Annotated in this window: 39 protein-coding genes; 2 read left to right on the forward strand and 37 right to left on the reverse strand. The window is 65.3% G+C overall.

Annotated features, from left to right (window positions below):
• The first annotated feature begins 131 nt into the window (after positions 1-131).
• A complete protein-coding gene (locus GQS65_RS21735) occupies positions 132-569 on the forward strand; it encodes a hypothetical protein (RefSeq protein ID WP_233265204.1) in 438 nt (145 codons plus the stop codon).
• A gap of 100 nt (positions 570-669) precedes the next feature.
• Here the strand turns inward: GQS65_RS21735 and GQS65_RS18510 are convergent, their stop codons facing one another.
• The 16 genes from GQS65_RS18510 to GQS65_RS18585 form a co-directional block, all read right to left on the reverse strand.
• Positions 670-2,208, reverse strand: a complete 1,539-nt coding sequence (locus GQS65_RS18510) for a metallophosphoesterase (protein ID WP_158206107.1) — start codon at positions 2,206-2,208, stop codon at positions 670-672.
• Between the two features lie 134 nt (positions 2,209-2,342).
• Complete coding sequence (locus GQS65_RS18515) at positions 2,343-2,963, reverse strand: hypothetical protein (RefSeq protein ID WP_158206108.1); 621 nt, start codon at positions 2,961-2,963, stop codon at positions 2,343-2,345.
• A gap of 25 nt (positions 2,964-2,988) precedes the next feature.
• Positions 2,989-3,447 carry a hypothetical protein gene (locus GQS65_RS18520; RefSeq protein ID WP_158206109.1) on the reverse strand — a complete coding sequence of 153 codons (459 nt, stop codon included), beginning with the start codon at positions 3,445-3,447 and terminating at the stop codon, positions 2,989-2,991.
• 285 nt (positions 3,448-3,732) lie between these two features.
• Positions 3,733-4,116, reverse strand: a complete 384-nt coding sequence (locus GQS65_RS18525) for a hypothetical protein (RefSeq protein ID WP_158206110.1) — start codon at positions 4,114-4,116, stop codon at positions 3,733-3,735.
• Between the two features lie 36 nt (positions 4,117-4,152).
• Positions 4,153-4,599: a hypothetical protein gene (locus tag GQS65_RS18530; RefSeq protein WP_158206111.1), complete on the reverse strand. Its 447-nt coding sequence runs from the start codon at positions 4,597-4,599 to the stop codon at positions 4,153-4,155.
• The gene (locus GQS65_RS18535; RefSeq protein ID WP_158206112.1) at positions 4,592-4,936 is read right to left on the reverse strand and encodes a hypothetical protein; all 345 of its coding nucleotides are present in this window, start codon (positions 4,934-4,936) and stop codon (positions 4,592-4,594) included. The genes GQS65_RS18530 and GQS65_RS18535 overlap by 8 nt, the downstream gene beginning before the upstream one ends.
• Positions 4,937-4,945: 9 nt before the next feature.
• The gene (locus GQS65_RS18540) at positions 4,946-5,116 is read right to left on the reverse strand and encodes a hypothetical protein (RefSeq protein WP_158206113.1); all 171 of its coding nucleotides are present in this window, start codon (positions 5,114-5,116) and stop codon (positions 4,946-4,948) included.
• Positions 5,117-5,157: 41 nt separating this feature from the next.
• On the reverse strand, positions 5,158-6,405 hold the full coding sequence (locus tag GQS65_RS18545; protein WP_158206114.1) for an SHOCT domain-containing protein: 1,248 nt from the start codon (positions 6,403-6,405) through the stop codon (positions 5,158-5,160).
• Between the two features lie 108 nt (positions 6,406-6,513).
• Positions 6,514-6,924 carry a hypothetical protein gene (locus GQS65_RS18550; RefSeq protein ID WP_158206115.1) on the reverse strand — a complete coding sequence of 137 codons (411 nt, stop codon included), beginning with the start codon at positions 6,922-6,924 and terminating at the stop codon, positions 6,514-6,516.
• A gap of 83 nt (positions 6,925-7,007) precedes the next feature.
• Positions 7,008-8,381, reverse strand: coding sequence for a hypothetical protein (locus GQS65_RS18555; protein ID WP_158206116.1), 1,374 nt, complete (start codon positions 8,379-8,381; stop codon positions 7,008-7,010).
• A 369-nt stretch (positions 8,382-8,750) separates the two neighbouring features.
• On the reverse strand, positions 8,751-8,969 hold the full coding sequence (locus tag GQS65_RS18560; RefSeq protein WP_158206117.1) for a hypothetical protein: 219 nt from the start codon (positions 8,967-8,969) through the stop codon (positions 8,751-8,753).
• A gap of 156 nt (positions 8,970-9,125) precedes the next feature.
• A complete protein-coding gene (locus GQS65_RS18565) occupies positions 9,126-9,812 on the reverse strand; it encodes a hypothetical protein (protein WP_158206118.1) in 687 nt (228 codons plus the stop codon).
• 213 nt (positions 9,813-10,025) lie between these two features.
• Complete coding sequence (locus GQS65_RS18570; RefSeq protein WP_158206119.1) at positions 10,026-10,511, reverse strand: hypothetical protein; 486 nt, start codon at positions 10,509-10,511, stop codon at positions 10,026-10,028.
• Complete coding sequence (locus GQS65_RS18575) at positions 10,511-10,693, reverse strand: hypothetical protein (protein ID WP_158206120.1); 183 nt, start codon at positions 10,691-10,693, stop codon at positions 10,511-10,513. Before GQS65_RS18575 ends, GQS65_RS18570 begins: the two co-directional genes overlap by 1 nt.
• 10 nt (positions 10,694-10,703) lie before the next feature.
• Positions 10,704-10,898: a hypothetical protein gene (locus GQS65_RS18580; RefSeq protein WP_158206121.1), complete on the reverse strand. Its 195-nt coding sequence runs from the start codon at positions 10,896-10,898 to the stop codon at positions 10,704-10,706.
• Positions 10,895-11,146, reverse strand: a complete 252-nt coding sequence (locus tag GQS65_RS18585; protein WP_158206122.1) for a hypothetical protein — start codon at positions 11,144-11,146, stop codon at positions 10,895-10,897. The genes GQS65_RS18580 and GQS65_RS18585 overlap by 4 nt, the downstream gene beginning before the upstream one ends.
• Positions 11,147-11,494: 348 nt before the next feature.
• On the opposite strand from GQS65_RS18585, the gene GQS65_RS18590 reads away from it, so the two are divergent.
• Complete coding sequence (locus tag GQS65_RS18590; RefSeq protein ID WP_158206123.1) at positions 11,495-11,689, forward strand: hypothetical protein; 195 nt, start codon at positions 11,495-11,497, stop codon at positions 11,687-11,689.
• On the opposite strand, the gene GQS65_RS18595 is transcribed toward GQS65_RS18590, so the two are convergent.
• From GQS65_RS18595 to GQS65_RS21480, 21 genes are all read right to left on the reverse strand, one after another.
• Positions 11,671-12,093, reverse strand: coding sequence for a hypothetical protein (locus GQS65_RS18595; RefSeq protein WP_158206124.1), 423 nt, complete (start codon positions 12,091-12,093; stop codon positions 11,671-11,673). The genes GQS65_RS18590 and GQS65_RS18595 overlap by 19 nt on opposite strands.
• Entirely contained in the window at positions 12,090-12,239 is a 150-nt protein-coding gene (locus tag GQS65_RS18600; RefSeq protein ID WP_158206125.1) for a hypothetical protein, read from the reverse strand. Before GQS65_RS18600 ends, GQS65_RS18595 begins: the two co-directional genes overlap by 4 nt.
• A 274-nt stretch (positions 12,240-12,513) precedes the next feature.
• Positions 12,514-13,179, reverse strand: a complete 666-nt coding sequence (locus GQS65_RS18605; RefSeq protein WP_158206126.1) for a hypothetical protein — start codon at positions 13,177-13,179, stop codon at positions 12,514-12,516.
• 15 nt (positions 13,180-13,194) lie between these two features.
• The gene (locus GQS65_RS18610) at positions 13,195-13,587 is read right to left on the reverse strand and encodes a hypothetical protein (protein ID WP_158206127.1); all 393 of its coding nucleotides are present in this window, start codon (positions 13,585-13,587) and stop codon (positions 13,195-13,197) included.
• Between the two features lie 8 nt (positions 13,588-13,595).
• The gene (locus tag GQS65_RS18615) at positions 13,596-14,024 is read right to left on the reverse strand and encodes a phage virion morphogenesis protein (RefSeq protein WP_158206128.1); all 429 of its coding nucleotides are present in this window, start codon (positions 14,022-14,024) and stop codon (positions 13,596-13,598) included.
• Between the two features lie 6 nt (positions 14,025-14,030).
• Entirely contained in the window at positions 14,031-14,516 is a 486-nt protein-coding gene (locus GQS65_RS18620; RefSeq protein WP_158206129.1) for a hypothetical protein, read from the reverse strand.
• 611 nt (positions 14,517-15,127) lie between these two features.
• The gene (locus GQS65_RS18625; protein WP_158206130.1) at positions 15,128-15,535 is read right to left on the reverse strand and encodes a hypothetical protein; all 408 of its coding nucleotides are present in this window, start codon (positions 15,533-15,535) and stop codon (positions 15,128-15,130) included.
• Between the two features lie 3 nt (positions 15,536-15,538).
• Positions 15,539-15,970: a hypothetical protein gene (locus GQS65_RS18630; protein ID WP_158206131.1), complete on the reverse strand. Its 432-nt coding sequence runs from the start codon at positions 15,968-15,970 to the stop codon at positions 15,539-15,541.
• Positions 15,971-15,976: 6 nt separating this feature from the next.
• Positions 15,977-16,810 (reverse strand): phage major capsid protein, encoded by an 834-nt coding sequence (locus GQS65_RS18635; RefSeq protein ID WP_158206132.1) that lies wholly within the window; start codon positions 16,808-16,810, stop codon positions 15,977-15,979.
• A gap of 122 nt (positions 16,811-16,932) precedes the next feature.
• A complete protein-coding gene (locus tag GQS65_RS18640; protein ID WP_158206133.1) occupies positions 16,933-17,286 on the reverse strand; it encodes a hypothetical protein in 354 nt (117 codons plus the stop codon).
• On the reverse strand, positions 17,286-19,310 hold the full coding sequence (locus GQS65_RS18645; protein ID WP_158206134.1) for a hypothetical protein: 2,025 nt from the start codon (positions 19,308-19,310) through the stop codon (positions 17,286-17,288). The genes GQS65_RS18640 and GQS65_RS18645 overlap by 1 nt, the downstream gene beginning before the upstream one ends.
• Positions 19,307-20,167, reverse strand: a complete 861-nt coding sequence (locus GQS65_RS18650; protein WP_158206135.1) for a phage minor head protein — start codon at positions 20,165-20,167, stop codon at positions 19,307-19,309. The genes GQS65_RS18645 and GQS65_RS18650 overlap by 4 nt, the downstream gene beginning before the upstream one ends.
• A gap of 30 nt (positions 20,168-20,197) precedes the next feature.
• The gene (locus tag GQS65_RS18655; protein ID WP_158206136.1) at positions 20,198-20,404 is read right to left on the reverse strand and encodes a hypothetical protein; all 207 of its coding nucleotides are present in this window, start codon (positions 20,402-20,404) and stop codon (positions 20,198-20,200) included.
• Between the two features lie 37 nt (positions 20,405-20,441).
• Complete coding sequence (locus GQS65_RS18660) at positions 20,442-22,055, reverse strand: hypothetical protein (protein WP_158206137.1); 1,614 nt, start codon at positions 22,053-22,055, stop codon at positions 20,442-20,444.
• An 18-nt stretch (positions 22,056-22,073) separates the two neighbouring features.
• Entirely contained in the window at positions 22,074-23,621 is a 1,548-nt protein-coding gene (locus tag GQS65_RS18665; RefSeq protein WP_158206138.1) for a phage terminase large subunit family protein, read from the reverse strand.
• A 2-nt stretch (positions 23,622-23,623) separates the two neighbouring features.
• Positions 23,624-24,340 (reverse strand): hypothetical protein, encoded by a 717-nt coding sequence (locus GQS65_RS21475; protein WP_199268508.1) that lies wholly within the window; start codon positions 24,338-24,340, stop codon positions 23,624-23,626.
• 14 nt (positions 24,341-24,354) lie between these two features.
• Positions 24,355-24,588: a hypothetical protein gene (locus tag GQS65_RS18675; protein WP_158206139.1), complete on the reverse strand. Its 234-nt coding sequence runs from the start codon at positions 24,586-24,588 to the stop codon at positions 24,355-24,357.
• 29 nt (positions 24,589-24,617) lie between these two features.
• Positions 24,618-24,959 carry a hypothetical protein gene (locus GQS65_RS18680; protein ID WP_158206140.1) on the reverse strand — a complete coding sequence of 114 codons (342 nt, stop codon included), beginning with the start codon at positions 24,957-24,959 and terminating at the stop codon, positions 24,618-24,620.
• A 124-nt stretch (positions 24,960-25,083) separates the two neighbouring features.
• Positions 25,084-25,476, reverse strand: a complete 393-nt coding sequence (locus GQS65_RS18685; protein ID WP_158206141.1) for a hypothetical protein — start codon at positions 25,474-25,476, stop codon at positions 25,084-25,086.
• Position 25,477: 1 nt separating this feature from the next.
• Positions 25,478-25,801, reverse strand: a complete 324-nt coding sequence (locus tag GQS65_RS18690) for a hypothetical protein (protein ID WP_158206142.1) — start codon at positions 25,799-25,801, stop codon at positions 25,478-25,480.
• Positions 25,795-25,968, reverse strand: a complete 174-nt coding sequence (locus GQS65_RS21480) for a DUF7563 family protein (RefSeq protein ID WP_199268509.1) — start codon at positions 25,966-25,968, stop codon at positions 25,795-25,797. Before GQS65_RS21480 ends, GQS65_RS18690 begins: the two co-directional genes overlap by 7 nt.
• Positions 25,969-25,974: the final 6 nt, after the last annotated feature.

Here is a 25,974-nt window from a genome sequence, read left to right on the forward strand (position 1 = left end):
TTTTCTCGCCGGAGCCTCTGAGCTGCCGAATACGAGCGTGCGTCTATGTCATGACGCAGCAACGATGCCTGAATGGCCGACTCGGTCACTGAGCATAGTTCAGCGAGTTCTCCTTTAGAGAGACCTTCTCCATGATACTTCTCGCGCAGAAACGATTCGTCACGATATCGGAGGTCGGCGTCAGGGTCGTCTGGAAGGCGAGAAGGCCGGCGCTCGATTCCATGCAGCTCCATCCGATGATGGACTGCGAGATACGAACAGCCGATATGGTCGGCAATCTGCTGGATCGTCCACTCTCGGTCGTGGTACCACTCATTGAGCTTGGGCTTGGGTATCTCATACTCGAACCGAGAGGTCGTGATGTCATGCTTTTTAAACCATGTTTTCACAGTTGTCCGGGAGCAATCCAAATCAGAGGCTATCTCTTTTTGAGTGCGATTGTGGTCTTTGTAGAGGTGAACGAGCGTTTTCCGTTCACGGTAGAGCTTTTCGTCCGCCGGGAGATTCGAGCACAGTGGACATTGAGGTTGGGGCTCGGAACGACTAAACTCGTTGAGAGTCGATTGTAACACGCTTGGTAATCCAAGTACGGTCGGTGTTCACGCACCGGCCTTTCGGCGAATCCGCACTTAGCACCAGGTATGTGGCCATCATAGGTAGGTTTGGCGGTCAGTCTCGCGCTTTCTGTGCGGCTTCGATGTAATCGAAGTCGTGAGTCTTGATGGCGAGTCGGGAGGTCATCCCGTGGTCGGCGACCGAACAACAGGTGGCAATCTCTCGTGGACCCTGCCGCGGGTCGGGCTGGGCCGAGGCGGCGATGCGCTCGACGAACCCGCCCGGCGGCTTGGGACTGCCCGACACGACGATGTCCGGGCCGTCCCACGGAATGACACCCGACACGTGGTGGTGTCCCATCCACGCCAGCGAGTATTCGTGAGTGATGAGCGTCGAGAGCCACTGTTGTTTCCGCTTGCTGGTTTCTGCCTGTGGCCGGCGATTCTGCCCATGTCGGAGGTGGCCCTTGAGCCGACCGTCGCGGAGCGGGAAGTTGATGTACGAACTCCCCTCCGCAAGCTCAAAGCCGACGTTCTCTAGCAGTTCATCGCCGTGTTCGCGGAGTTTGGCGACGGTGTTGCGAATCGACTTATACAGAATCAGGTCGCCATTGGCCTGCCGACTCGTCCCGCTCGCCCGGTCCTCGGCGTGGTTGCCGGGCATCCCGACGACGGTGACGCTATCGAACTGTTCGGAATAGGCTTTGACCTGTTCGATGAGCGGGTCCAACAGCATGTCGTGTTGCTCATCCAGCCACGCGTCGAGGTCCTCGAACTGCCCCTCGTACACGCCTTCCCCAGTCAGATAGTCTCCGCCCCAGAGCAGGTAGGCGTTATCGTAGTCCGCGCCGTGGTAGTCAGCGAGTTCGAGCGATTTCTCGGTGATGTACCTGACGATGTCTGCAACGACGTGTTTGTCGTAGACGTCGGTCCCATCGGGCAGGCGGACACGGTCGCCGGCGTGAATGTCGGTCAGATGCAACACCCAGTCTTCGCTACCAGGCGTGGTGTCGGTCGTGACTGTTGGCGTGTCGAGAGACTTAAACTCCCGAACGAGTTGGTTGTGTCTCGATTGCCACCAGCGATTGGCCTTTCGCGTCCGCGTGCCGATATGTTCTGAGGAGCGGAGCGTGTGGTCGCCTTCGATGGCGACGAGTTCGGCAGTCTCGTCGATGTAGACGTCCCAGCCATCGGCTTTCAGGCCGCGGAGGTACGCTTCGGTGACGCCGGGGCGTTCACCCAGGTCCTCGGCGAGGGCCTCGAAGCCGACGCCCTGCTGGAGTTGCCGGACGATGTAGCGCTCGCGCTCGGTGAGGGCGTCCTCGCTGGGCTCGCCCTCGACGGCGACTCCCGAGAGGTCGGGATACTGCGGGCCGTCCTCGTCTGCCGTATCCCCGTCCTCGTCGTCGGCGACCGCGGGGGCGTCGCCCGTCGGCGGTTCTGTATCCGCGACCCACACGCGGCGGTTGTCGTCGGTGCGGCGGATGGGGTTCGGGCCGGGCCACTTCCGATTGATACGGAAGATGTGGGACTTGACGGCGTTGGCGTCGTAGCCGTCGCCGAGCGTGTCGGCCATCGCCTGGGTCGTGTCGCCCAGGACGGCCATGACGCGGCGTTGTTTCTCGGTGAACGCGTCGGCGTCCGGCGCGGTCATCGATGCATGGGGCGGGCTGTCGGGCCGTGAACGTGGTTCTGAAGGGGCATTGGAGGATTCGTGGACTCGATGGGCGATGCGCGGCGCTGTCGCTACGCCGTAGGGTGGAAACGGTGAGAAAGAGAGGAGAGGCGCTACTCGGCGACGTCGATAGCGTAGTGGAGTTTCTCGGTATCGACGAGGTCGTATCCGGCGAGCCTGCCTTCGTGGACCGTCTCGCCATCACGAAGGAACGTGACAGTAGCGTCGTTCTGTGCGGCGTCCTCGATGATGCCGGGTTTGAACGCACTGTTGAGGAAGAGACGGCGCTCGCCGTTGTGGGCTGGTCCTGACAGCTGAAAGTCACCGTGGCGCTCGCGGACGCCACTGCCGTTGTCGAGCCTGACGGTCGACGCGACGCCCTCTGCGTCAGCGTCCGTGTCTGCGTCGTCGGTATCCGTGTCGGCGTCGGTCCACGCGAAGAACGTGAGTTCGAGACACGAGTCCTCGAAGCGACGGGCCGAGTGATACTCGACGTCGAACACGGTGGCGACGTCACAGAACGCGTCGGCCAGTTCGCCGCAACCCTCTGGCGGGACGGCGTAGACGGTCACCGACGGGTACTCTGTGGTGTCGAGGAACGAGTAGGTGTACTCACACTCGGCGAAACCGGTCGCCGACAGGGCCGCTTCGATGGCGGTGAGGTGGGCGTCGAGGTCGTGGTCAGTCGGAAGGTCTACGCTTCGGGCAGAGGAAAGGGGTGAATCTGTTGTCATCGTGAGTTACTGTGGTTTGTAGTCGTTACTCGCCGTCGACCGACGGGTCGTAGGGGTACTCAGAAAGTGGCTCGTCGATGAAGCTGTACGGCGCGCCGGTGTACGCTTCGAGGTCGTTCGCCAACTCGCCGAACTCGGGGTGGTAGAAGTCGTCTCGGTCCAGCGTCTCGGCGACGATGCGCGTGTTGTGCGACGAGAGGATGCGCAGCGCCATCACGATGTGATGCCACCACTTACCCTCGAACTGGCACGAGCGGTCTTTCCCGTAGCCGACGAACCAATCGCTCAGGCTCGTATCACCACGGAGTTTCGCGCGCTTGGCACTGCGCAAGTGCTGTTCGGGCCACGGCCCCTCGATGACCGCTGCACGCTCGACCGTGGCGACGTCGCAGGAGTTTGGAACCTCAGGGTATCGACTCCTGACGCCTTCGAGGCGAAGGTCGCCATCGCTGCCTTTGAGACGGTACTCGGTGTGGCCAGTCACGAATCGGTCGCCGTCAATCCGGACTAGCGGGCCGATGCGAGTGCCGCCGGGCGTTGTCACGCGCAGCGGGGCGTTCGTGTCGAAGTCGCTCCGAGAGGGGTCTGGAGTGGATTCAGCGGTCAAGAGCGTCACCCCACCGAATCGTTACCTCTGCCTCCTGCCCACAGTTCGGGCATACCCATCCGCCGAGCGACCCACGTTCCATTACCTGCCCGCTGACTTTGCACGAACAGATGAGGTTGTCAACAGACACCTCGTGCGAAACCCCCTGCGAGGATTCCCCGCTCATTGCCACTCCCCGTGCATGATTCGGTTCCACGCGCTCTGGATGTCCTGCCGTAGTTCGTCCTCTTCGGAGTGAGTCCCATAGCCGCAGTCACGGCACTCGATATGGTCCGAGAAGCCCCAGTCACGAGCGCCACACTCGGGACATTTCGGTTGCTGAACGTCGCTCCGGCGCGTGAGTTCGTTCCACAGGTCCGCGAGCCGGTCCGATTCCTCGTCGGATATCGACATGGCGACCGATTCCTCGTCGGATATCGACATGGCGACCGATTCCTCGTCGGATATCGACATGGCGACCGATTCCTCGCGGAGGTCGGCATACTCACGCTGGAGTGCCTCGTCACTCATCTGGTCGACGTCTTGGGACGCCGTCTCCTGAGCCATACTACCACTCCCGACTATCGCCTCTTGAGTAGGGGTTCAGGACCACGCGTCTTCGGCAGCCTTGCGGATGGCCTCGGTGTCGTCGATTTCGTCGATGTACTCCTCGACACGCGCCCACGTCAGCGCCTCGATAGCCAACAGCGAGGCCTGCCACGGCGTGAGTTGCTCGATGACCTCGGAGATCGGCGCGGGGTCGTCGACGAGGATGGCGAGCGCGCGGCGACAGAGCACCTCGAAATCCGCCGTCGCAGTGATGAGTTGCTGGGCGTCCTGATACGTCTCGGGGTCAGAAAACCGGAAGCGGACGCCGAAGAGGATGCAGTCGACACGGCGGTGCGCCCCGAGAGTCGAGAGGTCCTGACTGGTGTGGTCGAACTCCTCGTCGGGTGCGACGTACTGGGGGCCACGCGCCTCGTAGCCCACGGCGTTCTCATAGCGCGGCTCGGTCTGGTCGGGGTCGACGGTGAACTCGGGGTCAGACACGAGTCGGGAAGACGGTGAAGACGAGCCTGTCGTCGTCCGAGGACTGTTCCCAGCGGACGCTCGTCACACCGCCGATTGCGCCGTCGAGAAACCCATGCCACGCGTCGATGTCGCCGGTTGTAGCGGGCGTCAGCGTGACGACGAGGCCCTCGGTGGAGAGCTCTGCCGACAGCGATTGACTATCTGGGATGTCAGGTGCGGCCGGGTGCTCGCGGGCCTCTTCGATGAAGCGGCCGAGGTTGACGTCGGCTGCTGACCACTCCCCAACCTCTGCGATAGCCGCTGGGTCGGTCACGATGCTTGATGAGCCTGCAGGATACGTTTCTGCGAAATTCATTGTGCTGGGTTACTGATTGCTCGACAGCGAATCGGGGTCGGCTTTCATCTTCGAGCCGTGGCCCTTCGCTTCGGATTTGGCCTGTTGGCGGGCGTCGTCCGCTCGCTTGGCGCGGACGGCCACCCACGTCTCGCGTTTCTTCCAGTCGGACCACTCGCGGACCTCGCCGAAGCCATACACCTCGTCGGGGTCCGCACCGTACGCCTCGGCGAGTTCGTCGCTTACCTGCGCCCGCCGGGTGGTGGCGAATCGTCGACAGTGAGTGTAAACCCCGAGACGTAGTCGTTGAGGTACTGCAGGGCAGCGCCGAACAGTTGGCCTTTGACCGTATCGTGAAAGCCCAGCCACTGCTCACGGGCGATGTTCGGGTAATCCTGGCCATCGGGGTTGTGACCGGGATAGAGGACCTGCGTGACGAGACGGAACATCACCTCGTTGATGTCCTCGTCGGCCGCCTCGGGGTCGATGCGGCCGTTCTCGTCGAAGACGCGCTCGCCGAGGTCCTGGCTATCCTGCTGAAGTTCGTCGATGGCTGTGTCCTCGTCTGCGCCCTCCGCCGAAAATCGAAAGCGAATCCCTCGCACTTCCGAGTAGGCAATCGGCGGGGCGTCTTCGAGGACCGAGAGGTCCGGCGCGTCATCGGTGGCCGTGGGTGTGTCGCCAGCCTCGGAGACACCGTGGTCGCTCTGTGACGCACGGTCCGTGTGTGCATCGGCTGTCTCGTGTGACGTGTGTGCTTCGCGGTCCGCGGGGATGTCGGTGGCGTCGGGGCTGGCGTCACCGCTCGGTGGGTCGGCCGCCTCGCCGTCGCCCGTGTCGTCGAACATGCCGTCCAAGTGGTCCTCGAACTCCGCGTCCGAGAGGTCGCCACTGCTGTGGGCGGCCTTCAACTCGCCCAACAGGGCGTCGAACTGCGCCTCGAACTCCTCGTCAGACAGCGCCCCGGCGACGTACTGCTGGCGCAGGGCCGAGAGGGCAGCCTCGGGTGACTCGTGTTCATCGAGGAGTGCCTGTGTCTCGTGGTTCGTGTGTGCATCGGGTGACTCGTGGGCCACAGATTCCTCGCCGGCCTGCTGGGCCGCGGCGTCCCCGACGTACTCGGTGTCTTCGCGCAACACCTCGGAGGGCTGGTCGACCTCGTTGTCCTCCGATTCGATGCGCGCTCGCAGGTCATCGTCTAGTCCTTCGAGAAACGACTCCGGTGGGTTCGACGGGCTGGTGGGTTCGGCCTGCTCGCGGACGTGGGCAGGCGCGTTCTCGATAGACGAGCGAACGATTCGCTCGCCATCGTCGGCGTTGGGGTCGGTATCAGACTCGTGGTCGCCACTGGCGGTCGCGCCGTCGGCGGCGTGGGCCGGTCGGCCGGTTGATTCGAGTGTCTCCGTGTCGGCGGACGCTCGCTCCGTCCGCTCGTCGTCGGTTGGTGACTCGCTACCGTCGTCGGTCGGTGAGGGGCTATCGGAGGGCATTGTGTATGGAATGTGACGCGTGGCCCACAACCGTGGGCCGATGCACCGAGAAGGTGCGTATTGAAAGGAACGTGAACGTGAACGGTGAACAGCCGGTGTTCGCGGGCGTTAGGAGTAGTCGTAGCCGTTGATCGTGGCCTCGAACTCCGGGACGCCCGTCGGGGACACGCCGGTGTGTTCCCAGTCGTCGACCATGCAGTAGAGCAGGGTCGTCGGCTCCATCCCAGCGTCGTCGCTGGGCTTGAAGTTGACGTCGAACTCGACGTCGTCCGCACAGAGTTGCTTGAACGTCTCCGTCGACACGGACGTCACGTAGACGGTGACGCTCGCTTCGACACGCGGGACGCCGGGGTCGGTGATGGCGTTGCGGTCGACCGTGTCCTCACGGGTGCGGTCTTTCTCACCCGACACCGACATCTCCGCGACGTCGGCGATGGCTGTGCCACCGACGATGATGGCACTCGTGGTCGGGTCGTACTGTTTCGATTCCTGGACTCCGCCGTCTCTGTAGGCTACCATGAATAGGGGAGGGTGGAGGGCTAAGGGTGGTGATCGTCAGACGATGCTCGGCTCGGTTCGGCGAGGATGAGGGACGCCGGCGCTCAGGCCGTCGTCCGGATGTCCAGCGAGAAGCGATGGACGTCGCCGTTGACGCGGTAGCTGACGGGGATGACCCCCCAGATACGGTTGGCGCGGTCGCTCGCGTCCAGCGTCTCGGCGGCGGGCACCTGGACGTCCAGGTCCGAGTAGGGGCCGAGGTCGTACTCGTACTCGCGCAGGGCACTGCCCAGCGCGTTGTCGATCATCTGCTGCCCGGTCGCGTTGAACGGGATGCGCTCGCGTTTGAGCAGGCTGATGAGCGCACGGCGCGCCTCGGTGACGACGAGCCCCTCCGTCCGGCGGATGTCGAGGTACTTGTAGCTCGACCCGTGGCCGAGCGTCGTCAGGTCGTTCGAGAGGACGAGCGACCCGTCGGCGAAGTCCAGTGCGTTCATCGCACCGGCGTGTTCGAGACCGGCATCCGATTTGCCGCCCTCGATAGTGCCCGTCGTCTCGGGGTCGCCGACGATGTTCGCGGGGTTGGTCCAGCCCTGCGTGTTCAGGCCGGGGAAGCCCGTCGCGTGATAGCTCGGGTCTGCCCAGACCTTCTTCGTGGCGTAGAGCCCGGCGACGAACGCGGCGACGTCGTCGTCGGACTTGTGGGCCGTCACCGAGAAGTCGCCGCTCTGGACGTACGCTGCGACGTCCTGGGCGGCGGTGAGCGCCTCGGACTCGGTGGCGTAGTCGGCGAAGTTTACAGAGGCGGCCGTGGTGTGGACGTAGTCGCCCGACCCCCACTGGACCACCTCGTCGAGGTCGCCGACGTACTTCGCGTCCGCCCGGACGTCGGCGAGCGTTGCGAGGTCGAGTTCCGTCGGGTTGAGTTGGGCGAACGCACTCGTCCAGTCCAGGTGGGTGTAGGTCACCTCGATGCCCGTACCCGTCCCGCTGGAGGTTTCGCCGGTGACCACCTCGCCAGTGTCGTAGTTGACGAAGGCTTCGGTGGACTCGGGCGTGGCGTCGGCGTCGGGCGGGGAGTCGGTCACTGCGGTGACCGTGTCGAGGTCGGTGCCGTCGATGCTCACCTGCGCGGTGACGTGACCCGCCATGGGCGTGTTCTGAACCGAGCCGGACGAAACCGACGACGTGTCGGAGTCGCCGATGACCTCCGTCGTTTCGGTGGCTTCGACGACGATGACCGACCACTCGGCGACGCCCATGGCGTCGAGCGCCTGGGAGGCGACGTGCGCGTCCGACCCGTCGCCGACGTCGGCGGCCACGTCGGAGGGGCGGCGGTAGGTCTTCTTCTGGTTGTAGTCGATGTCGCCGGGAGGCGAGGACGATGCACGGGCGAAGACGATAACGTCGTTAAACGTTTCCTGGGGGACGGACGCCGTCGCCGTACTGAGTTGAACGAGGACTCTGCTCGAAGGCATTGATGAATAGGGGCCGGCGGATGTCCGGGGCGGGCGACCCGGTGGTGGAGGAACCACCGCGTGGAGGGGCGCGGTGGGGAGGAACTGACGAGCGTCAGCGAGGGAGGCGACATGCGTCGCCGGAGGGCATCACAGCATGTGCCCGCCGGCGGTGAAGCCGGCCGGGCGGACCACGCCCTCCAGAGTGGGCCGTCTCCGGGTCGCCACGCGCACGATGCCGTGGCTCACGGGCACTCAGAAGGTGCTCTATGGCGTGGCGGTGCCACACACAGAGCGAAGTCCCACCACCCGGAGTCGAACCGAGTCCGCGGCCTGACCGCGGTGGGTGACCGGACGCGACGGAACGGGAGGAGAACCGGACGGCAGCGGTTAATCGACGAGCAGTTTCACGTCGCGGTAGTTGCGCTCGGTCCCGACGACGCCGTCGAGTGCAGCGATGTGGTCGGCCTGCTCGGGCGTGGCCTCGACGAGAAGCGTCGCCCGGCCGACACGCTCGCGGAGCGTTGCGTCGGTGTCGGCGATGCGGGCGGCGACCTCGTCTCGCGGGGCTGAACAGCCCACGAGGAGATCGGGGAGGTCGTCAGTCATAGTTCTACGAAAAAGCGCTTATCACAGCGTCCACAAACGGCGAGGCCGTTCACTTCACTGGGTGTTGTTGCGTCGGCCCCACAGAACGGGCAGTATTCGATGTGGTCGTTGAGACGAGGGCCGTATCTTCCGAGCAAGTCCGCGAGAGGGCACTCGTCAGTCATCAACCTCACCGGTTCGGACGAGTACGCCCGCCTTGACGAGCGCGTCTTCGTCGTATTCGTCGCCCGACCACTCGACGTGGCGGGACTGGTTGGCCATGAAGAACATTGCGAGGTGGGTGTAGAACGATTCCTCACCAGCGTCGTTCGTGAGGCCGTCGTGGGCGACGACCCACGACGAAGACGACAGACAGCCAACCTCGCCGAGCACGTCGAACCACTCCTGCTTGGAGTCGTAGTCGCTTCGCGGCGGTGTGGCGAAGACAGCGACAGGACTGGGCGAGTACATCGGACGGACCACCGCGTCGATAGCACACGCCTGTTCGATATCGGCTGGTGTGATAATCGGCGGGGCGACCGTCAGGACCGACGCGTCGGCGGCGGACTCTGGGACGGACTCCCGCAGGGCGTCGGGCGTCCACTCCTCGACGACGGCGACTTCGATGAGCCTGACACCGACGTCCCGAAGGCGCTCGACGTGTGTGAGCGCCGGGTTAGTCGCGCCGAGTACCTCGCCGAGGTCACTATTGGCCGGCAGGAGCGTTCCGACTGCCGTTTCGTCCGTGTCAGCCGTCGGCGTCGTGAGGATGACGACTGGCCAGGGCGGGACTGGGTCGGGGTCGGGGTCCGGCGCGGCGAAAAAGTCGTCCGGAACGACGTCGCTGATTGGTGTGTCAGTCATTGTTCACCGGGACGAGCACCATTTCGTACTCAGCACCACAGTCCGCGCAAGTTGCACCTGCTTGTCCATCTGAATTGCCGTGACCAGCGTGGAGGCGCACTCGACCGTAGAATCCGTCCGCTCCGCATTTAGGACAGTGGTCAGTGTTAAGCGACGGATGGACGCTGCCGCCACCTTCCCGGATGAACGAAACGCGCGGGGGGTCGTCAGTCATCAAATCACCCTCACGAGCGCCGTCTCGAACGCGGCGTCGCACTTGTTGCACTCGAAGCGGACCGGGCTGGTCGGGCCGTCGACACGCCCCTGTCGGTTGAGCCAGTGTGCCGGGCTTTCGCAAGACGGGCAGACCTGTTCTTGTGCATCGACGATACCCATCGTCACACGAGTGTTCTCGGCGAGGCAGTAGGTTCTGAGCGAGCTGTAGTCGTACGCGACGGCGTCGAGTTCTTCTTCAGTGGCCGAGTCGGGAAGGGCCGCGAGGTAGTCATCGAACGTGATTGTATCACCGATGGCGAGGGTATCGGCCACCTCCGGGTGAATGGCGAACGAATCGCCTATCATCTGGTGCGTGCGGATGATGGTCAGATAGTCACTCCGAGCGAACAGCGAGAGGTCGGCGACTCGAAACTGTGGCGTGAGTTTCTTCTCGTGTTCATCGTAGCCATGCGTGACGAGGAACGTCGGCGGGTCGTCGCCCATCAGATGACCACCACCGTCACGTCACACTGCGGGCAAGAGCGACTCGTCGTCGCGCCATCGCCGGTGCCGTCGAGTAGCGCCCCACAGGTCAGGCACTCGTCGGGATGGGCGTCCGGGTCGTAGCGCTCCGGGTCGTAACTGACGTGGTCCTCGGTGGTCGCGGTGCAGTTGTCGAACACCATCACGGCCACCTCACAGTGGCGGCCCCTCGTCGTGATGGGATTTTGTCGCCATGAGATACATCAACGCGGCGTTAGTCTGGTTGATGGCACGGTTGACCGCGTACTCACGCTGATGACTGTCCAGTGACTCGTCTCGAAGCGCCTTGAGTGCGTTTTCGAGGTGCGTCTCGGCGTTCTCGTGGTATTCCGGTGGTGGGAAGCTCAATCAGAACCACCGCCGTTAGCGACGGCGAGAATCCAGAGAACGAAAATCACGAGAGCCATGGGTGGATTCGGAAGCACCCACCCAACACCGGCGAGGTGGGCAGCTTTGAACAGCGGAATCGCAATTACGAACAGTACGAGACCGATTAACGCAAAGAGCACAACCACGATTAGCCCGAATAAGACCAAATCTCTAGCTCCCCGCGAATTCACGCCAAGGTTCTTCACGCGGTCGCCAATGTCAGTCATCGGCCAGCCTCGTATGTTCCGTCGAGCATCGCCTTGCACCATGGGCAAGCCGGGAGACCACACGCGGTGGCCGTACTGTCCGCAGGGAAGCCACCACCACACCGCGGGCACGTATAGTCAGGCATCGTCGAGTAGGGTCCCCTCGAAGACGACTGGTCGGACCAGAATCGTTTCGTGGCGGAGTCGTGGGCTGCCAAGGGTTCCATCGCCGTCGTACTCGATGACGCCCGCTGCACGTAGCGCCGTGCAGTCGTCGGTGACGGGAGCTATCTTGCGGTTGAGGGAACTCGTCAGTCATGCGCCGTCACCCACGGGGACGAGTGCCGCCTCGAAACGAGCGCCACAGGAGTGACACTCGCCTTCTATCGGCCCGGTTACTCGCCACTTGGCGAGCGGGACGTCGATATCTACGCCATCGGCGTCACCACACTCCGGACACCGCGACGGGCAGTCAAGGAGGGCGGGTCGGTCGCCGCCTTGCTCCCGTTTCCGGACACCTACGCGCGGATAGTCGACGGCATCGGTCACGCGAACCGCCCCTGATGCGGGTACCCGAAGCCTCGTTCGTCGCCCTCGTCGTCGGTGTCGAGTGGCACGGGCCAGTCGGGGGTGTAGCCACCTACACGCTCGCTGTGGACGACTCGTCCACCAGTCCGGCCACAACGACGACGAACCACCTCATGGCGAATCCAGCCCTCGTGTGGGCCGTCAGTGGCGAAGCGAAGCCGCTCGCGGTAGAACGGCTGGCCATCGGCCTCGCCGCGCACCTCGGCCGCGAACGGGTAGGTGGCGTCGATAGTGTGGAACGCGACGACGTGGAAATTGCCCGTCTCCCACGTGAGCGACTCGACGGTCACGGGTCCCGACAGGCGGACGGTGGCGAGACCGCGCAATGCACCGTGGATGGCCTCGCGGTCGTAGTCGTAGCCAGAGTCAGAGTCGGTCATAGCCCCACATCGTCGAGATTAGCGACGCTGTCACGGACCGATTCGAGGGCGGCGATTGCTCCCGCCGTATCGCCCGTCTGCGTGAGATACCCGCTGACGGCGTTCCGAAGCTTCTCGTCGAGGCCCTCGGGGACGTCCTCACTCATCGTCGAACACCACGGAACGAGGCCGCGACCCCCACGGCACAGCCCACACAGAGCGTGAGTCGAGCAGTCTCGACAGCGCGGGCTCCGTCTGGGGCGACGTCAGCGGCCTGGGGTGTCTCCGGGGCGCGTTTGACGAACGTGTGAGCAGGGTCGCCAGCGAAGGCGTCCTCACAACAGCCACACACGAACGTGTTATCGGCCGAGTCGTCTGAAGCGGCGGTCTGAGCGACCATACCCCGACACACGCCCCTCGCCTCTTGAGTAGGGCCTTCAGTCATGGCTCGTAGCGGATTTCGACCGTCCGCTCGCCACCGTGGACACCCTCGCTGGGTTGGATATCGAACCCGGCGACCGCGTCGAGCGTCGCCACGTCCGTCAACAGGTATCGACAGGTGAGCGTGAACTGATAGCCCGCCACCTCCGTGTTCGCGCGCAACTCCGAGACGTTCACCGGCTCGCCGACGTCACCCTGCCGGATCGTGAGAGGTATCTCGCCGGGGGCGTCACCGGCGGTTCGGAGCGTGCGCGGGACCGTGAACGCGAAGTGGCGATACACTGGCGGGACGAGTTGCTTGATGCGCTCGCCCGCACTCGTCGCCGTCGGTTCGTGGTGGCCCGCGGTGAGCATCGTCACCGACACCTCGTCGTACACCCGGCGACCTCGAAGTTCGTCTAACTGGGCGGGGTCGTCGGCGTCGACGTAGCCCAGTGTGTCGCCGATAGACTGCGCCGAGGAGAGGACGGCCGCCCGCTGGATGTCGAAGACGAGTGCGGGGTAGTCGACCGGGCTGGCGTCGTCGTCCGGGTCGAGGTCCTCGCGTGCCCACCAGCTATCGATGTCGAACGCACCCTCGTACGACCCATCGTCGAGGGCGTACTGGAGCGTGTACTCGTCGGGCGCTTGAGCGAGCAGGCGCTGTTGGGCAGGGTAGGGAAGCATCGGTGAGGGAGAGAGTTACTCAGGCCCGGAGACGACGCGGAAGCCATCGTCGTCGGCGTCGGTCTCGGTATCGTCGTCGACGTGGCGGTCATCACGCACACACAGCCAGCGCGTCCGGTCGTGGCGAGCGGCGTGCTCGGCGTGGGCGAGTCGGTAGACCTCGCCGTCGATGCGCACCTGCCCGTCCTCGGCGAGGCCTTCGGCGTCCGGGGCCGTCAGGAGGTACTCGACACCGTCCATGTCGCCGAGTTGGTCGCGTGTGTATTCGGCGAGGCCTTTCGAGGAGTGATTCGCGGTGACCGTCTCCCACGGCCCGAACTCGAAGTCCGGATACCCGCCCTCGGTGTCGGTAGCGAGCAGTGGGCGATACTCGTGGGGCTCGCCGATGCGATACAGTGGGTCTTGCATGGTTCAGGTTAGAGTTGCTTCAGTGCGCGCGCCAGCGACCGGGCGGCAACACGGCCGGCGACGTCCTCGCCGTAGTCTGCTGCAGGGCCGATGACCGGCCGCGCAGGGATGTTCTTCTCGGGCACGCCATGCTCGTGGATGGCCAACAGCTTCCCGGCGCGCTCGGTCGTCGGGCCGTATCGGGCGACGCCGCCGCCCACGCTCGCGGTGCCCATGTCCTCACGCGTCTCCTCGGAGTCGACCAGCGGCGTCGAGCCACCCTTCGCGCGAATCGTACTCGGGGCGTTGGGTGCCCACGGCGCGCCCTGGGCGTCTTGGCCGCTCTGCCAGTTGTCGTCGACCTGCTGGTGGATGGCGTCGGCGATGTCCATGGCGATGTCGTCCTCGGCGGCGGCGAGACTCGCCTGGACGCGCGGGATGAGGTTGAACTCCTGCATGGTGAGTCACTCCCACGGCGTGGCGTGGCGAACGACGGTGAGCGTCCCGTCGTCGATGGCCTCGCGGACACGGGCGTTCACGGTGACGGTCCGCTCGGGCTCGGAGAACTGATAGCCTGCGACGGCGTGTGTCGTCGAACGGACGCGAAGGCGCGTCCCGTCGGCGTAGTGGTCGTCGGCCGGCCGAATCGCTGGCGTCACCCCGAGGGTGTCGGCCACCGCGTCGGTCGACAGGCGAGCGTCGGGGTCGTCGAGGGCGTCCGTCCGGGCGTCGATGGCCGTCTGTTCGTCGGCACTCGGTGTGTCGACGGCGTAGAGGCCGATAGGCGCGAAGGCGGCGAGCGGGCCGTCGTCGAGCAGGCCGACACGTGCCTTGTGCGTGGCTTCGTAGTCGGCGAGTAGCGACAACTCGGCGTCAGGCAGGCCACCGAGTCGGTCGGTCACGTCGGCGATGGACAGATCGTCGTAGTCGGTGATGGGGAGCGAAGGCATAACACGCGACACCGGGCGAGTCGAACGCCCACGCGGTCCAACAGTGTCGTGAACACGCGCCGTTCACAGCGGCGCGTGTGCGAAATGAGTTCCACGGAAGCAAGTGCGGGACGAGTCAGCCCGCAAACGACCGTCGAGTGTGACCCCGGACGGCCGCAACGATGGATGGGTAGGGGAAGGGGCGGGCGACGGTGGGGGAAATGATGAAACCCTGCCGCCGACCCGCATTGGTGGGGTGAAAGCGGACCCCAGACGACCGGTGGGCATCGAAGCCCACGCGCCTCGTGGCGCATCCAATCGGTCGCACCGGTGGGTAGGACCACCGGGACAGACGGACCCGAATCGGGGAGTGTGGCTAGACTCCCCCGGAGGTGGGGCACTATGCAAACCCCAAACGGCCGGTGGGTGTGACCCCGCTGCAGTGACGACGCCGGCCGCATTAGCATGCCGAGACGAACCACGATGCACCCACGGCCGCCGTGTCGCCGGGCGGCGACCCGTGGGGAGTGACCCGCGCAGCGTGCGTGGCCGGCCAGTCTCAGAGGGGACGAGGCGACCGACCACACCACAGCCGAGGGCCGACCCCCTCTTGAGTAGGGGGTAGCCAATGGTCAGTTCACGAAGACGCTCGTCGGCGAGCGCGTGTGCCGACCGAGGCGATTGGTCGGGTCGACGTCAAGCGCCCGCGCCCAGAACGGACTCGCCAGCCCATCGGGGCCGACAGCCGTCACGTCCGTGTCGTACTCGACGGACGTGTCCATGTCCGAGTCCGCAGCGACGCGGACACCCTCGTCGAGCGCGCCGACCACGTCGGGATAGGCGTAGTGGGCGGCGACGAGCGTCTCCAGGCGCTCCAGAATGGTGGCACGCCGTGGGTGCTCGGCGGGCAGGTGGTCGCTCACCCGCTGGTCGACGAGCAGGTGGGCGTCGGTGATGGCGTCGGCCATCGTCTCCGAGGCGACGTCCAGTGAACCACCGTAGGCGTTGGTCACGCGCTCGGCGTCGGTGCGGGCGGCCATTGGTCAGTCCTCGTCGTCGACACGCCGCGCCCGGCCGTCCCGGATCGCGGCTTCGACGCCGTCGGTCAGTTCGACCTCGACCGGCGTGTAGAGCGTCCGGAAGACGTTGCCAGCGATGACCGACGTCTGGGGCGAGATACGCACCGTCTCCGGAGCGTTCTCGTCGGTGTCGGCGCTCGTGCCCGCGTCTTCGGCCTCGGCATCGACATCGTCGCCATCCGCGTCGGCGTCGGCGTCACCCTCCGCATCGTCGGGTGTGTCTTCGGCCTCGGCGTCCGCGTCGGGGAGTTCCTCCAACACGGTCGAGCGAGCCTTGTTGTCGGCTTCGTACTCACGCAGCGTCTGGAGTTCCGCATCCGAAAAGTCACGCTCACGCAACGCCGAGCGGACCTCCGAGACGGTCAGGTCGTCGTAGTCGTCGATGGGAAGCGCCACGAGTGGTTACCCGTTGATCGGGATGGCGGCGTTCGAGCGCAGGGCCGCCCAGCCACGCAGCGTCTTCATCTGCATGACCCGCTCGACGTCCTTCGAGGGTTCCTGGTACTCGCGGGTATCCATGTCGAGCCAGACACCCTCACGGCCGAGTTTCGAGGAGTCGACGAGGATGGCCTCGCCCGCCCCGAGAACGCCGGAGTTGGACATATAGACGTCGCCGATGCCGACGATGGTGCCGACCATGCCCGAGGAGATACGCTCGTCGCCGTCTTCGGAGGCGTGCGTGAGCACCTCGTCTTTCAGGAGGTCGCCCATGCCCTGCGGGCCGACGTAGAGTTGGTCCGGCGAGAACTGGAACGGGTCGTCGAGCAGCGTCGTGTTCGCGTCGACGATGTCGGCGTAGGTGAGCGTCCCGTTATCGTCACCGATGGCGGAGTGGTCGTTGTCCGTCGTGGCCGCCTGCAACACTTCGGCCGCGGCGGCGTCCATCCGCTCGGCCATCCGGCGCATCTTCGCGTTGGCCTCCTCGGCGACGTCGTCGAAGATGCCGTCGTTGAGCGCCTCCATCGTGATGGCGTACTCCTCGCCGTACTTGTCCCGGTAACACGGCACGCGACGCCGCTCGGACATGTCGCGGGGGTACTCCCCGCCCTCGGGGACGATCTCGATGTCGCTCTCGTCGTCTTCGTGCACGACGAAGTTGACGACCTCGGAGTTCGCACCCGAAAGGTCGGCCGGTCGGAACGCGTTCCGGAAGACGTTGTTCTGTTCGACGGTCGCTTCGATCTGCGCGTAGACGGCATCCTCGTCAGTGAGGATGTCGTGAGTGGTCGTTGGCATTGAAGGAAACTGCTGGAGGATGGAGGGCTACTCGGCGGGCGATACACAGCGGGGAACCGCTCGAATCGATAGTGGCGGGTGGCTCCGACCGTCGCGGTGACGGTGACGGGCCGCGAAGCCGGTTATCGGATGAGGACGAGCGCGAAGCCGTCGGCGTCGGGGCCGGTCAGCGTCAGAATCGACGACTGGACCGGCGTCGTCGCGGCCGACAGCTCACCAGCCGTCGCCGAGCCGTCGACGTACGTGCCGGCGGCCGTCCCGGCGGCCACCTTCGCCGGGCGCGCGCCCTGGAAGACGACGTCCGCCTTCTCCTGGTCGGCAGCATCGTACGCGAGGATGCCGTCGACGTCGCCGTCCGCACTGGCGACGACCGAGACCGTCCGGTCGCCCGTGACGGCGACGCCGTCACCTTCGGAGCCACCCCCATCGACGGTCATGCCGATGTCGTCGCCTTCGGCGAACTCGGGGAAGCTCATCAGTTCTCACCCCCGTCAAGCGCGGCCGCTTCACGCTCGTAGTGGTCGGCCGCGCCGTGAAGGCCGGCCTCGCGGGCAGCCTCCGCTTGCTCTTCGAGCGCCGCGCGCTCGTCGGCGAGGGCGGCCGACTCCTCGGCGTCCTCGCCCGGCCCGTCGCCAGTCTGGGGCGTCCCCGTCCCGGCGTCGGAGTCGGTCTCGGCCTCGGCGGCCGTCATGGATTCGAGGGCAGCCGACAGCGCCGCCTCGGCGGAGTCCTCGCCGACCGCTTCGGCGAGAGCCGCTTCGAGTTTCTCGTGAGGCATCCCGTCGTAGAACGCCTCACCGTACGGGCCGACGGCCGTCAGGGCCGCCACGTAGAACTCCTCGACGCGGTCGATAGTCTCGGCCTGCTCGTCGTTCTTGCGCGTCAGCGCCGCCACCTCTTCGGAGAGGTCCTCGGCCGTCTCGGCCTTGGCCTTCAGTTCGTCGTGGCGCTCTTCGTCGATGACGACCTTGCCATCGAGATCGATGTTCGGCCCCACGTCGTCGGCGGGGTCGTCGGGGGACTGTTCAGGGTCAGTAGGAGTGTCGGAGTCGCTCATTGAATCGTCGGATGGCCCGCTGGATGTCGGCGGCGAGCCTGCGCCGGTCGCGTCGGTCGCTGAACCGTCGTCGGTGTCGGTGTCAGTCGTGGAGGGGGTGTTGTCGCCGGCAGGGCGCTCGGAGTCGCGCTCCGAAGCGGCCGACGACTCGCCGGCCGATGCCGGGTCACTGCCGTCGGTCAGGGTGTCGAGGACGCGCTCGACGTCGCTCTCGTCGACACCGACGTCGAGTAAGAGCGAGCGCACGCCGTCGGAGACGTCAGCCGCATCCTCCCCGTCAGGGGCCGCCGATGCGGCGGCGATGCGGTCGCCCGCGAGGCGATTCAGCAGGTCGAACTCGCCGTACGTCTCGAACGCCGTCTGCTCGGTCGCCGCCTGGATGGCCTCGCTAGCCACTTCGACAGAGTCGAGAGCGTCACGCTCGATGACGAGCCGAATCAGCGGGTCGCGGGCGTCATCGTCGTCCGGGACCACGTCGGTCGGGACGGCCGTCACGCCAGCGATGGCGTTCAGGCTGGCGACGACCGAGCGCAGGTCGGCCTCACTCAGGCTGGTGTGAGCGTGGAGGTCGATGCTATACAGCCGGGCGAGCGCCGCCTCGGTGGCCGCCTCGGCCTCGATAGCCGAGAGGTTATCCACATCGGGGTGGTCGTCGAGAAGGTCGTCAACGGCCGACTTCGAGACACCAGTGACGACGATGTGTGGGTCGTGAACCGGGAACGACTCGCGGTCGTCGGGCCACGAGTGCGTCTCGTCGTTGCGCTCGTGGGTGATGTCGTCGGCCGCCTCGGCAAGCGCATCCAGAAACGCATGGAAGTCCTCGGCGTCCGTGCTCGGGTCGCCACCAGGATTCGACAGGACGACCGGGTCTGCGAGGGCCGCCTCGGCATCGTCGAGACCCGCCTTGATATCGGCTGCCGAGAGCGCGGCGATGGCGGGGTTGTCACTCGCACTTCCGGGGGCGGTGTAGTTGCCCTTCGCCGCCCCCTCGGTGACGACCTGCATCCCCGTGAACCGAAAGCCACGCAGGATGGCCGCGCCCGTCTCGGGGTCCTCCTCGACGCTGTCGGGGTGGGCCGCCTCGATGGAGATTTCGAGATCGCCCGTCGTCAGTTGGTCGGCGACACCCGCGTCTTCGAGCACCGCCTCGTAGAGCACGCCGATGCCCGGCTGATACGCCGAGCGCGTGATGTCGCCGATGACGACGCCCCCGCCATGGCCCGTCTCGACTTCGACGCCCAGTTCGGTGGCGTACTCTGCGTCGACGGTCAGTTGGTTGCCCGCGAGCGTGGGGGCGGCAGCTTCGAGTTCGGCGGCCGGCCACAGCTTCGGGCCGTTCAGGCCGCGGGTGAACTCGTCGTCACGGAGGACCACCCCGTGGACGGTCCGGTCGGCGTTCTCGGCGAGGGCGCTACGGGTCGTGGTGTGGGCGTCGTAGGTCATGATTGTGCAGAACCGATGAGAAGGACACACCGGCACAGCGGGTGGAGGGGCGGACTCGGAGCCGTTCCGGCCCGATACTCGGCGATACTGTAGGTCTCGCCGTGATGGGGCGCACACTGCGGACAGACACGGCTGTCACCCGCCGTCTGATACCGAGCGTACGGCGTCACCGACTCGACGCCGTTCTCCTCGTAGACGTCGAGCGTCGTCTGCGTGAACGCGTGTTGGGTCTCGGTGTGGGCGATGGCCCGCGCTCGCTGCAGGCCCGTCTCGTCGACCGCGGTGGTGAGTCGATTCGCCGCGTCCCGAAGCGTGATGCCCGCACCAAGTTCCGAGAGGACACGCCCGAGTTCGCCCGTCGTCGCATCGGTAGCCTTCTCGACGGCGCGGTAGTTCCGCAGGCGGAGGCGGCGAAGCGTCTCCTCGCGCTGGTCGGTGGCGAACGGCTCGGTCTGCTCGACAGACCGGCCCTGTTCTCGAAGGGCGTCGATGGCGAACAACTCACCACGGCGGGCGGCCTCGCGGACGTAGTCGGCGGTGAAGTGCTGACCGTCCAACACGCGCGCCTTGGGCAGCGATTCGAGGACGCCCGTCGTGGCCATCAGTTCGGCCCAGCGCTGGAACGCCGCCTCGCGGTCGGCCCGGTCGCCAGTGCCGAAGTCCTCACGCGGTGTGATATCCTCGGGCGCGAGGTTGGCCTGCGCCTCCGACAGGCGGAGGGCGTCGTTCGTCTCGACCGTGGTACGGATCGCTCCTTTGAGCGCCCGAAAGCGTGTGGTGAGCGCTGGTCGGTAGGTCTGCTCTTTGAACGTCCACGTGCCACTCGGGTCGGCGGCGAGGCTAGCGGTGGTGGACATGGACAGAGCGAGGAGTGGATTCGGGTCGAGTTAGCGCCGCGTCATGCGGTCTTCGACCTCGGTGGCCGTCTGTCGGGCGATGCGGTCGACGTCGTCCTCCGAGAGTGAATTCATTGTGAATTCATCCCGGCCATCGAGCAGCGATTCGAGGAACGCCGGCCACGATTCGTCATCGGGCTTTTCGGCACTCAGCCGGTCGTGGAGGGCTGGCGGGACCGATATCGTCGTGCGACTCACGTGAATTCAAATGAATTCATCGCCCTTGAGTAGCGGGTCAGCCCTCTGACTCGGAGTCGCCTCCGCTCTCACCCTCGGGCAAGAACTCGCTCGCGTCGGGGGCCGTCACGCCGGCCTGGTCGGCCATGCGCTCCATCGTCGACTGCAGCGCCTCTTCGTCTTCGTCGTACTCCTCAAGCGCGACGTTGAGTTCGTCAGCCACCCACGCCGTCGGGAAGTTGAGTTTCGCACTCGAATCGGCCCAGGCCGACAGCCCCTGCATCAGATTGCGGAACTTCTCGGCGTCGAACTCCTCGTCACGCACCACCGAGTCCGTCTCGTCGGTCGCAATCGAGAGGCCCACGCCATCGAGGTCCTCCTCGCCGTACGCCGTGTCGTCCTCCCGAGCGAACTCCTCGGCCTTCAACTCGAAAATCGGCGAGAGTTTCCGCTCGAACAGTCGGCGAACAGAGAGGACGTCACGCTGGAAGTCGTCGGCGAGTTCCTCGCTGATACGCCGGTTCAGGTCGTCAGCGTAGCCGATGCGGTACTTCGGGACGCCCAGTCCGGAGGCGATGAGGTCGATACTCGTCTGAATCGAATCGTCGATGTCGGGGACCTGCCCCGGAATCACCTCCGTATCGACGCCCGGCGGCGAGCCGAACTTGCCACCCGGGTCGACCCAGTTGTCGCCGGGGCTGTACTGTTGGTCGTCCTCCTCACGGTCGTAATGGCCCATGTAGGCCTTGATGTCCGGGTCGTCCCACTTGACGACCTCCGCGTTCGCCCCCTCGCCGACCTGGTAGTCCTCGAACTGGACTTTCAGGCGGGGGTAGGCCATGCCGGCGATGGAGCCGTTGTAGTCTTGCAGGCGGGCTCGCAGGCGTTTTTCTTCTTCCGAAATGGACTCGACGAGTGACGTCCCGCGAATCGAGCCCGAATCGAGCGTCCCGGCGTGCGTCTCGGTGGCTGTGCGGGCGTCGAACGTGGGCTTTCTCGGGATGCGCGTGACGTCGTTCTGAGAGAGCGGGACGCGGTTGCGTTCGTCCCACCCGAAGTTGCCCTCGGGATACTGGACGAACGCGGCGTACTCCTCGCGGTCGTTGGTCGGGGCCGCGTCGTCGACCTGTAGCCCACCGGCCGTCTGTGGCCGACCCTTGTTCTCCGGGCGGACCAGAATCGAGGTGCCCTCGTAGGTCAGAAAGCGGACTGTCTTCGGGTCGAAGGGCTTGAGCGACAACAGCTTTCGTTGCTCGTCGTCCTCGATGCTCGGGTCGTTCCAGACGTGCTCGATGAGCGGCTCGCCATCCACGAAGTAGTTGTAGACCGAAAACCGCAGGAGGGCATCCAGCGGTTCGTCGGCCTCCCCAGCGTAGAAGGCACAGGTGGCCGCCCACTCGTTCAGGTCATCCCGGAGGTCGTCGTTCTCGGCGGTCGCCTGCGCACCGGGGCGACAGACTTCAGAGACCCACGTGTCGATAGCCGGCGGGACGAGTAGACCCGTCTTCGCCTGTTGGCGATACAGGTCGTAGGCGTCTTTGGGGGGTTTGTCGCGGTCGATGCCCGACCCGGCCGAGTAAAACCGCCGCCCGGCCGGCGAGCGCGTCGTCGGCGACGGGACGGCATCCGTCGCAGCGGCTAAGGCAGCGCGAAAACGATCTCGATAGCTCATTGATGGCGGGAAGAGGGGTTAGTAGGGCTGCGTGACGCGCGGCGAGGTGGTCTCCGCGGTGTCGATATTCCGCAGGGCGATCTCGATAGCGTCGAGTCGGTCGTCGTGACTCGCACTCGGGAACTGCAGCCACTCTTCAGTCTCGAAGGCACGCCACACCTCGTCGGTCGGGTCGCCGACGATGCGGATATCGGAGGACTCGAACTCCGCGGCCATGTTGTGGATGCGCTCTTCTTTCGACCCCGAGGACGTCGTCCCGTCGGCCGGAATGGGCGAGTCGTCTCGAAGGCGTTGGGCGACACCGCGGTTGGCGTTCTGCTCGACCAGCATCGCATCGATAGCGTAGTCGGCGAGTTCGTCGACGGCCCAGTCGGCGGCGGCCTTGACCGACATGCCACGGCGGTGAGCGAGGTGAGCGAGGTAGCCTCGGCCGACCGACCGATCCCAGGCGACGACCGCGAGTGCAGTGTAGTCAGTGTCGTTCTCGGCGGCCTGTTGGAGGTCGTCGACGAGGCCGATGTCCATCCCCGCAACCCACCGATAGCTCGACGCGGGGTTCGGAAGCTCGGAAACGTACGTGAGCCACTCCGATTTGAACACCTCGCCACTCAGGGCGTGTGGGTCCTGTTGGTTCTCTCGTCGCCAGATGGGGAGTGAGTCGTCACCGTCGACGATGTCGTACAGGAGTGATTCGGGAGGTTTGTGTTCGGGCCAGAGGACGGTGAGTGGCTGGTCGGGGATGACGCCGTTGTTCGCCAGGTTGACGTCCGCCGGGAGCGCCGCGACGTCGTCGTACACCTGCCCGTCGTCACCCCGAACCGACCACGCCCGCTGTTCGACGAGCGGCCAGTCTGACTCGCGGATCGCCGTCGACACCTTCGCATCCCACGTCGCCGAGTTGAGGATGTCCGTCTCATACAGGTCCTGTGGGTGTTTCCGGGTGCCGATGAGCGCCTGGACGAACCCACCGTCCAACGCGGAGTCGGGGTCGCCGAGGTTCTTCGTGTAGTCCCGGAAGTACTCCCGGACGTTCCGACGCTGGGTCGCAGTGCGTTGGTTCTCCCAGTCGGCGATGTCGTCCCAGACGATGACGTCGAAGTGTTTACCCGTCAACTGGGATTCGAGGCCGTACGCCGACAGGCTGGGTTCTTTGTGGTCGTTCGCTTCCGTCGTCAGTTGATGTCCCGCGGCGTTGTCGAGTTCGACACCGAAGCGCGGAGCCCAATGTTCGACCGCGTCGACTACCTTCCCCGCCCGCTCGGCGGCGATATTGGCCGTCTTCGAGATAATAGCCACCCGAATATCGGGGTGGGTGAGCAACGCCCACGTCGGGAAGACGACGCCCACCGACTCGCTCTTACCGTGGCCACGCGGGAGGAGACGAGCGACTTTCTTCGAGGCATGTGGGAAATCAGCGTCGACGGCCTTCCAGAGCGCGTTGTAGAGTTCCTTGAGGTGGTCGCCCGGCGGCAAGCTGTAGTCGAACAGTTGCACCGATGCAATCGCCGGGTGCGCGAGGGGGTTGCGCTCGGCGATGGCCGAGGGGCTCACACTGGTGGAACTCATGATTACGTCTGCGGATCAACGTCGAACGCCGCGTCGAGACCCGCCTTCTCGTCGCTCGTCAGGTTCAGGTCGAGGCCATCGGCAAGCGCCGACGCCTGTTGACTCTCGGGCGACGTGTCGAGCAGGCCGAAGTCCTTCAGCCACTGGCGCGTATCCCGGCTCAATTTCTGGGTCGCCGAGAGCACGACCGTCTCCTTATACCGAATCTCCTCGACGGGCATGTCCGCCACCTCCTTTTTGCGCTCCTCGCGGTCGACCAGCGGGTGGCCCGAGTCCAGCGACGACGGTTTCTCGGCCGCCCACGCCTCGCCGTGAATCTCCTTGGCGATGTTGACCGCTACCTGGAACAGCTTCGCCCGGTGACCGTACGGCAGGTCGCCATGCCGAGCCTCGTAGCGCTCGCGGTAGTCCGCGAACGTATCGTCGATCAACTCCCGCTGCTCGTCGGTCGCAATGTCCGTGTAGAAGGCGTTGACGTCGGCGTACAGACCATGTGAGACCGCGTTGGTGTTACCCTCCGGCGGCGCTCCACCGCTGTTGCCGACCGCGTTGTCGTTGCCTTCGTGCGAACTACCGTCAGGTGACGTCCCACGATGCTGGCGGCACTTCCCCGACTCGAAGTCAGTCCCCCAGCCAGCAGCCCGACCACACGGGTCGCCCTTGCGATTCGTGCCGCCGTGGTCGCCACACTCGTCGGCGTAATTCCTGTCGTCCTCCATAGCGTGTGTTCGTTTTAGCTGTCAGTCGATTCGACGATGTTGTGCTCGGACAGCGCGAGTGAGCCGCCACCGAACGTGAACGGTCGCCCGTCGATGACGGGCAGGCCGCGGTAGTCCTCGTGTGAGGAGAAACCGGCGATGCGGGCGGGTGTCGGGCCGTCGTCGGGGTGGCGAAGCAAGATCGTCTCCCCGACGGCGTAGTCGGCGGCCCACTCGGGGATGGACTCGCGCATGTCGACGTAGCTCATCGTGTGAGCCATCTCTCGGTAGGTGCGAGTCACCCTAACAGCCCGGCACCGGTGAGGCGCTCTGCGAGTTCCCGTTCGGTGTAGACGGTGACTCGCTGTTCGACGTACTGCTGTTCGGGGCTGTCGAGTGTGTGCCCGTCGGCGACGACGAGCATCGGAACGGTCCGGCCCCGACTGTCGTGACGGGCGTAGTGTTCGACCTGTCCGCTGCCCTCGATGAGGTTCTCGGCGCTGGATTCACACTCGATGGCGACCGTGAACAGGCCGGTGTCGACGAGGAGGTCGACGCGGCGACCCGTCGGATAGGTGTACTGGCGGGAGACGCGGTCGTGGCCGAAGGCGTCGACGAGCAGTTGCTCGATTCGATCCACCAGATGTGACTCGTGTTCGTGAGGCATGTGAGAGAGTGAGACCGAGACGCCGGGCGGTGAATGCAGATGAATTCATATCTGCGCTACGATGAATTCATCTGAATTCATGCCCGACGGCGACGGGTTATCGGAGGACGCCGCCACCGGAGAAGTACGCCGTGGTGTGCCACGCGCCGGTTCGTTCGTAGTAGGTGAGGGTGACGCTCGCTCGCTTTCGCGTGAGTTGGAGCGTCGACCGGCGATTGATGAGTGCGCCGGATTCGGCCGTGACGGTGATGGGGTTGGTGTTGGCGTTGTTCCCGACGTCGGTGACGGTAATCGTGTTGCCGTCGACCTCGACGTCGACGCCGAGCGTGACGGTGTACGCACCCTGTCCGGAGTCGACCGAGACGTGGTCGATGACCTGTTGGGTGACGTTGCGGTCGGCCGACTCGTCGTCCGTAGTCGCACTCTGCTGGGCGATATACCACGCTGGGAGGCCCTCGACGTATTTCGAGAAGGTATCGTCGCGTGGCATCCTATCGTGGAGCGGTGGCGATGAGTCGCAGGCGGTAGGTGGCCTGTGCGCCAGAGGTGTTGGTCACGGTGATGCGCCACTCGTGAGGGACGGCCCCGTCGGTGAAACTGCGTGCCTGTGTGGCCGTCGTCTCGGCGTAGGGCATCCAGTCGCTCTCACCCGGAGAGTAGACCTCTTGGAGCAGGTCGTACGTCGCTGGTTGCCCACCTTGGCCGTCGTCGACCATGAGGTGGACCGTCTCGGCGTTCTCGGTGTCGGCCGTGAGTTGGGTGCTGTCGGTGGCCGCGAGCGTCTCTGTCGTCCGGGTTTCGGTGTGTTCTAACATGGGTGGTAGGTGACGGGCGGCGCGTCGGGCGTGTCCTCGGCGGTCGTGGTGCGGTCACGGACGGTCGAGCAGTTCGGACAGGCGTGAACCCGGTCGTCGTTATCGCCCATGACGCGGGCGAACTGCGTGCTGACCGGCGTGTCACAGGCGGTGCAGAGCGTCGTCATTGGTCC

This window comes from Halomarina oriensis, assembly GCF_009791395.1.
GTDB lineage: Archaea > Halobacteriota > Halobacteria > Halobacteriales > Haloarculaceae > Halomarina > Halomarina oriensis.

Bases quoted from the DNA above. Each gene is read 5' to 3' on its own strand.
- GQS65_RS18555 (WP_158206116.1), bottom strand. From the start codon at position 8,381: ATGCCTTCGAGCAGAGTCCTCGTTCAACTCAGTACGGCGACGGCGTCC.
- GQS65_RS18510 (WP_158206107.1), bottom strand. From the start codon at position 2,208: ATGACCGCGCCGGACGCCGACGCGTTCACCGAGAAACAACGCCGCGTC.
- GQS65_RS18665 (WP_158206138.1), bottom strand. From the start codon at position 23,621: ATGAGTTCCACCAGTGTGAGCCCCTCGGCCATCGCCGAGCGCAACCCC.
- GQS65_RS21735 (WP_233265204.1), top strand. From the start codon at position 132: ATGATACTTCTCGCGCAGAAACGATTCGTCACGATATCGGAGGTCGGC.
- GQS65_RS18625 (WP_158206130.1), bottom strand. From the start codon at position 15,535: ATGGCCGCCCGCACCGACGCCGAGCGCGTGACCAACGCCTACGGTGGT.
- GQS65_RS18620 (WP_158206129.1), bottom strand. From the start codon at position 14,516: ATGCCTTCGCTCCCCATCACCGACTACGACGATCTGTCCATCGCCGAC.
- GQS65_RS18565 (WP_158206118.1), bottom strand. From the start codon at position 9,812: ATGACTGACACACCAATCAGCGACGTCGTTCCGGACGACTTTTTCGCC.
- GQS65_RS18645 (WP_158206134.1), bottom strand. From the start codon at position 19,310: ATGACCTACGACGCCCACACCACGACCCGTAGCGCCCTCGCCGAGAAC.
- GQS65_RS18525 (WP_158206110.1), bottom strand. From the start codon at position 4,116: ATGGCTCAGGAGACGGCGTCCCAAGACGTCGACCAGATGAGTGACGAG.
- GQS65_RS21475 (WP_199268508.1), bottom strand. From the start codon at position 24,340: ATGGAGGACGACAGGAATTACGCCGACGAGTGTGGCGACCACGGCGGC.
- GQS65_RS18595 (WP_158206124.1), bottom strand. From the start codon at position 12,093: ATGACCGACTCTGACTCTGGCTACGACTACGACCGCGAGGCCATCCAC.
- GQS65_RS18560 (WP_158206117.1), bottom strand. From the start codon at position 8,969: ATGACTGACGACCTCCCCGATCTCCTCGTGGGCTGTTCAGCCCCGCGA.
- GQS65_RS18575 (WP_158206120.1), bottom strand. From the start codon at position 10,693: ATGGTGTTCGACAACTGCACCGCGACCACCGAGGACCACGTCAGTTAC.
- GQS65_RS18615 (WP_158206128.1), bottom strand. From the start codon at position 14,024: ATGCAGGAGTTCAACCTCATCCCGCGCGTCCAGGCGAGTCTCGCCGCC.
- GQS65_RS18675 (WP_158206139.1), bottom strand. From the start codon at position 24,588: ATGAGCTACGTCGACATGCGCGAGTCCATCCCCGAGTGGGCCGCCGAC.
- GQS65_RS18690 (WP_158206142.1), bottom strand. From the start codon at position 25,801: ATGTTAGAACACACCGAAACCCGGACGACAGAGACGCTCGCGGCCACC.
- GQS65_RS18600 (WP_158206125.1), bottom strand. From the start codon at position 12,239: ATGAGTGAGGACGTCCCCGAGGGCCTCGACGAGAAGCTTCGGAACGCC.
- GQS65_RS18660 (WP_158206137.1), bottom strand. From the start codon at position 22,055: ATGAGCTATCGAGATCGTTTTCGCGCTGCCTTAGCCGCTGCGACGGAT.
- GQS65_RS18685 (WP_158206141.1), bottom strand. From the start codon at position 25,476: ATGCCACGCGACGATACCTTCTCGAAATACGTCGAGGGCCTCCCAGCG.
- GQS65_RS18545 (WP_158206114.1), bottom strand. From the start codon at position 6,405: ATGCCCTCCGATAGCCCCTCACCGACCGACGACGGTAGCGAGTCACCA.
- GQS65_RS18640 (WP_158206133.1), bottom strand. From the start codon at position 17,286: ATGAGCTTCCCCGAGTTCGCCGAAGGCGACGACATCGGCATGACCGTC.
- GQS65_RS18550 (WP_158206115.1), bottom strand. From the start codon at position 6,924: ATGGTAGCCTACAGAGACGGCGGAGTCCAGGAATCGAAACAGTACGAC.
- GQS65_RS18585 (WP_158206122.1), bottom strand. From the start codon at position 11,146: ATGACTGACATTGGCGACCGCGTGAAGAACCTTGGCGTGAATTCGCGG.
- GQS65_RS18635 (WP_158206132.1), bottom strand. From the start codon at position 16,810: ATGCCAACGACCACTCACGACATCCTCACTGACGAGGATGCCGTCTAC.
- GQS65_RS18610 (WP_158206127.1), bottom strand. From the start codon at position 13,587: ATGCAAGACCCACTGTATCGCATCGGCGAGCCCCACGAGTATCGCCCA.
- GQS65_RS18570 (WP_158206119.1), bottom strand. From the start codon at position 10,511: ATGGGCGACGACCCGCCGACGTTCCTCGTCACGCATGGCTACGATGAA.
- GQS65_RS18650 (WP_158206135.1), bottom strand. From the start codon at position 20,167: ATGTCCACCACCGCTAGCCTCGCCGCCGACCCGAGTGGCACGTGGACG.
- GQS65_RS21480 (WP_199268509.1), bottom strand. From the start codon at position 25,968: ATGACGACGCTCTGCACCGCCTGTGACACGCCGGTCAGCACGCAGTTC.
- GQS65_RS18515 (WP_158206108.1), bottom strand. From the start codon at position 2,963: ATGACAACAGATTCACCCCTTTCCTCTGCCCGAAGCGTAGACCTTCCG.
- GQS65_RS18605 (WP_158206126.1), bottom strand. From the start codon at position 13,179: ATGCTTCCCTACCCTGCCCAACAGCGCCTGCTCGCTCAAGCGCCCGAC.
- GQS65_RS18535 (WP_158206112.1), bottom strand. From the start codon at position 4,936: ATGAATTTCGCAGAAACGTATCCTGCAGGCTCATCAAGCATCGTGACC.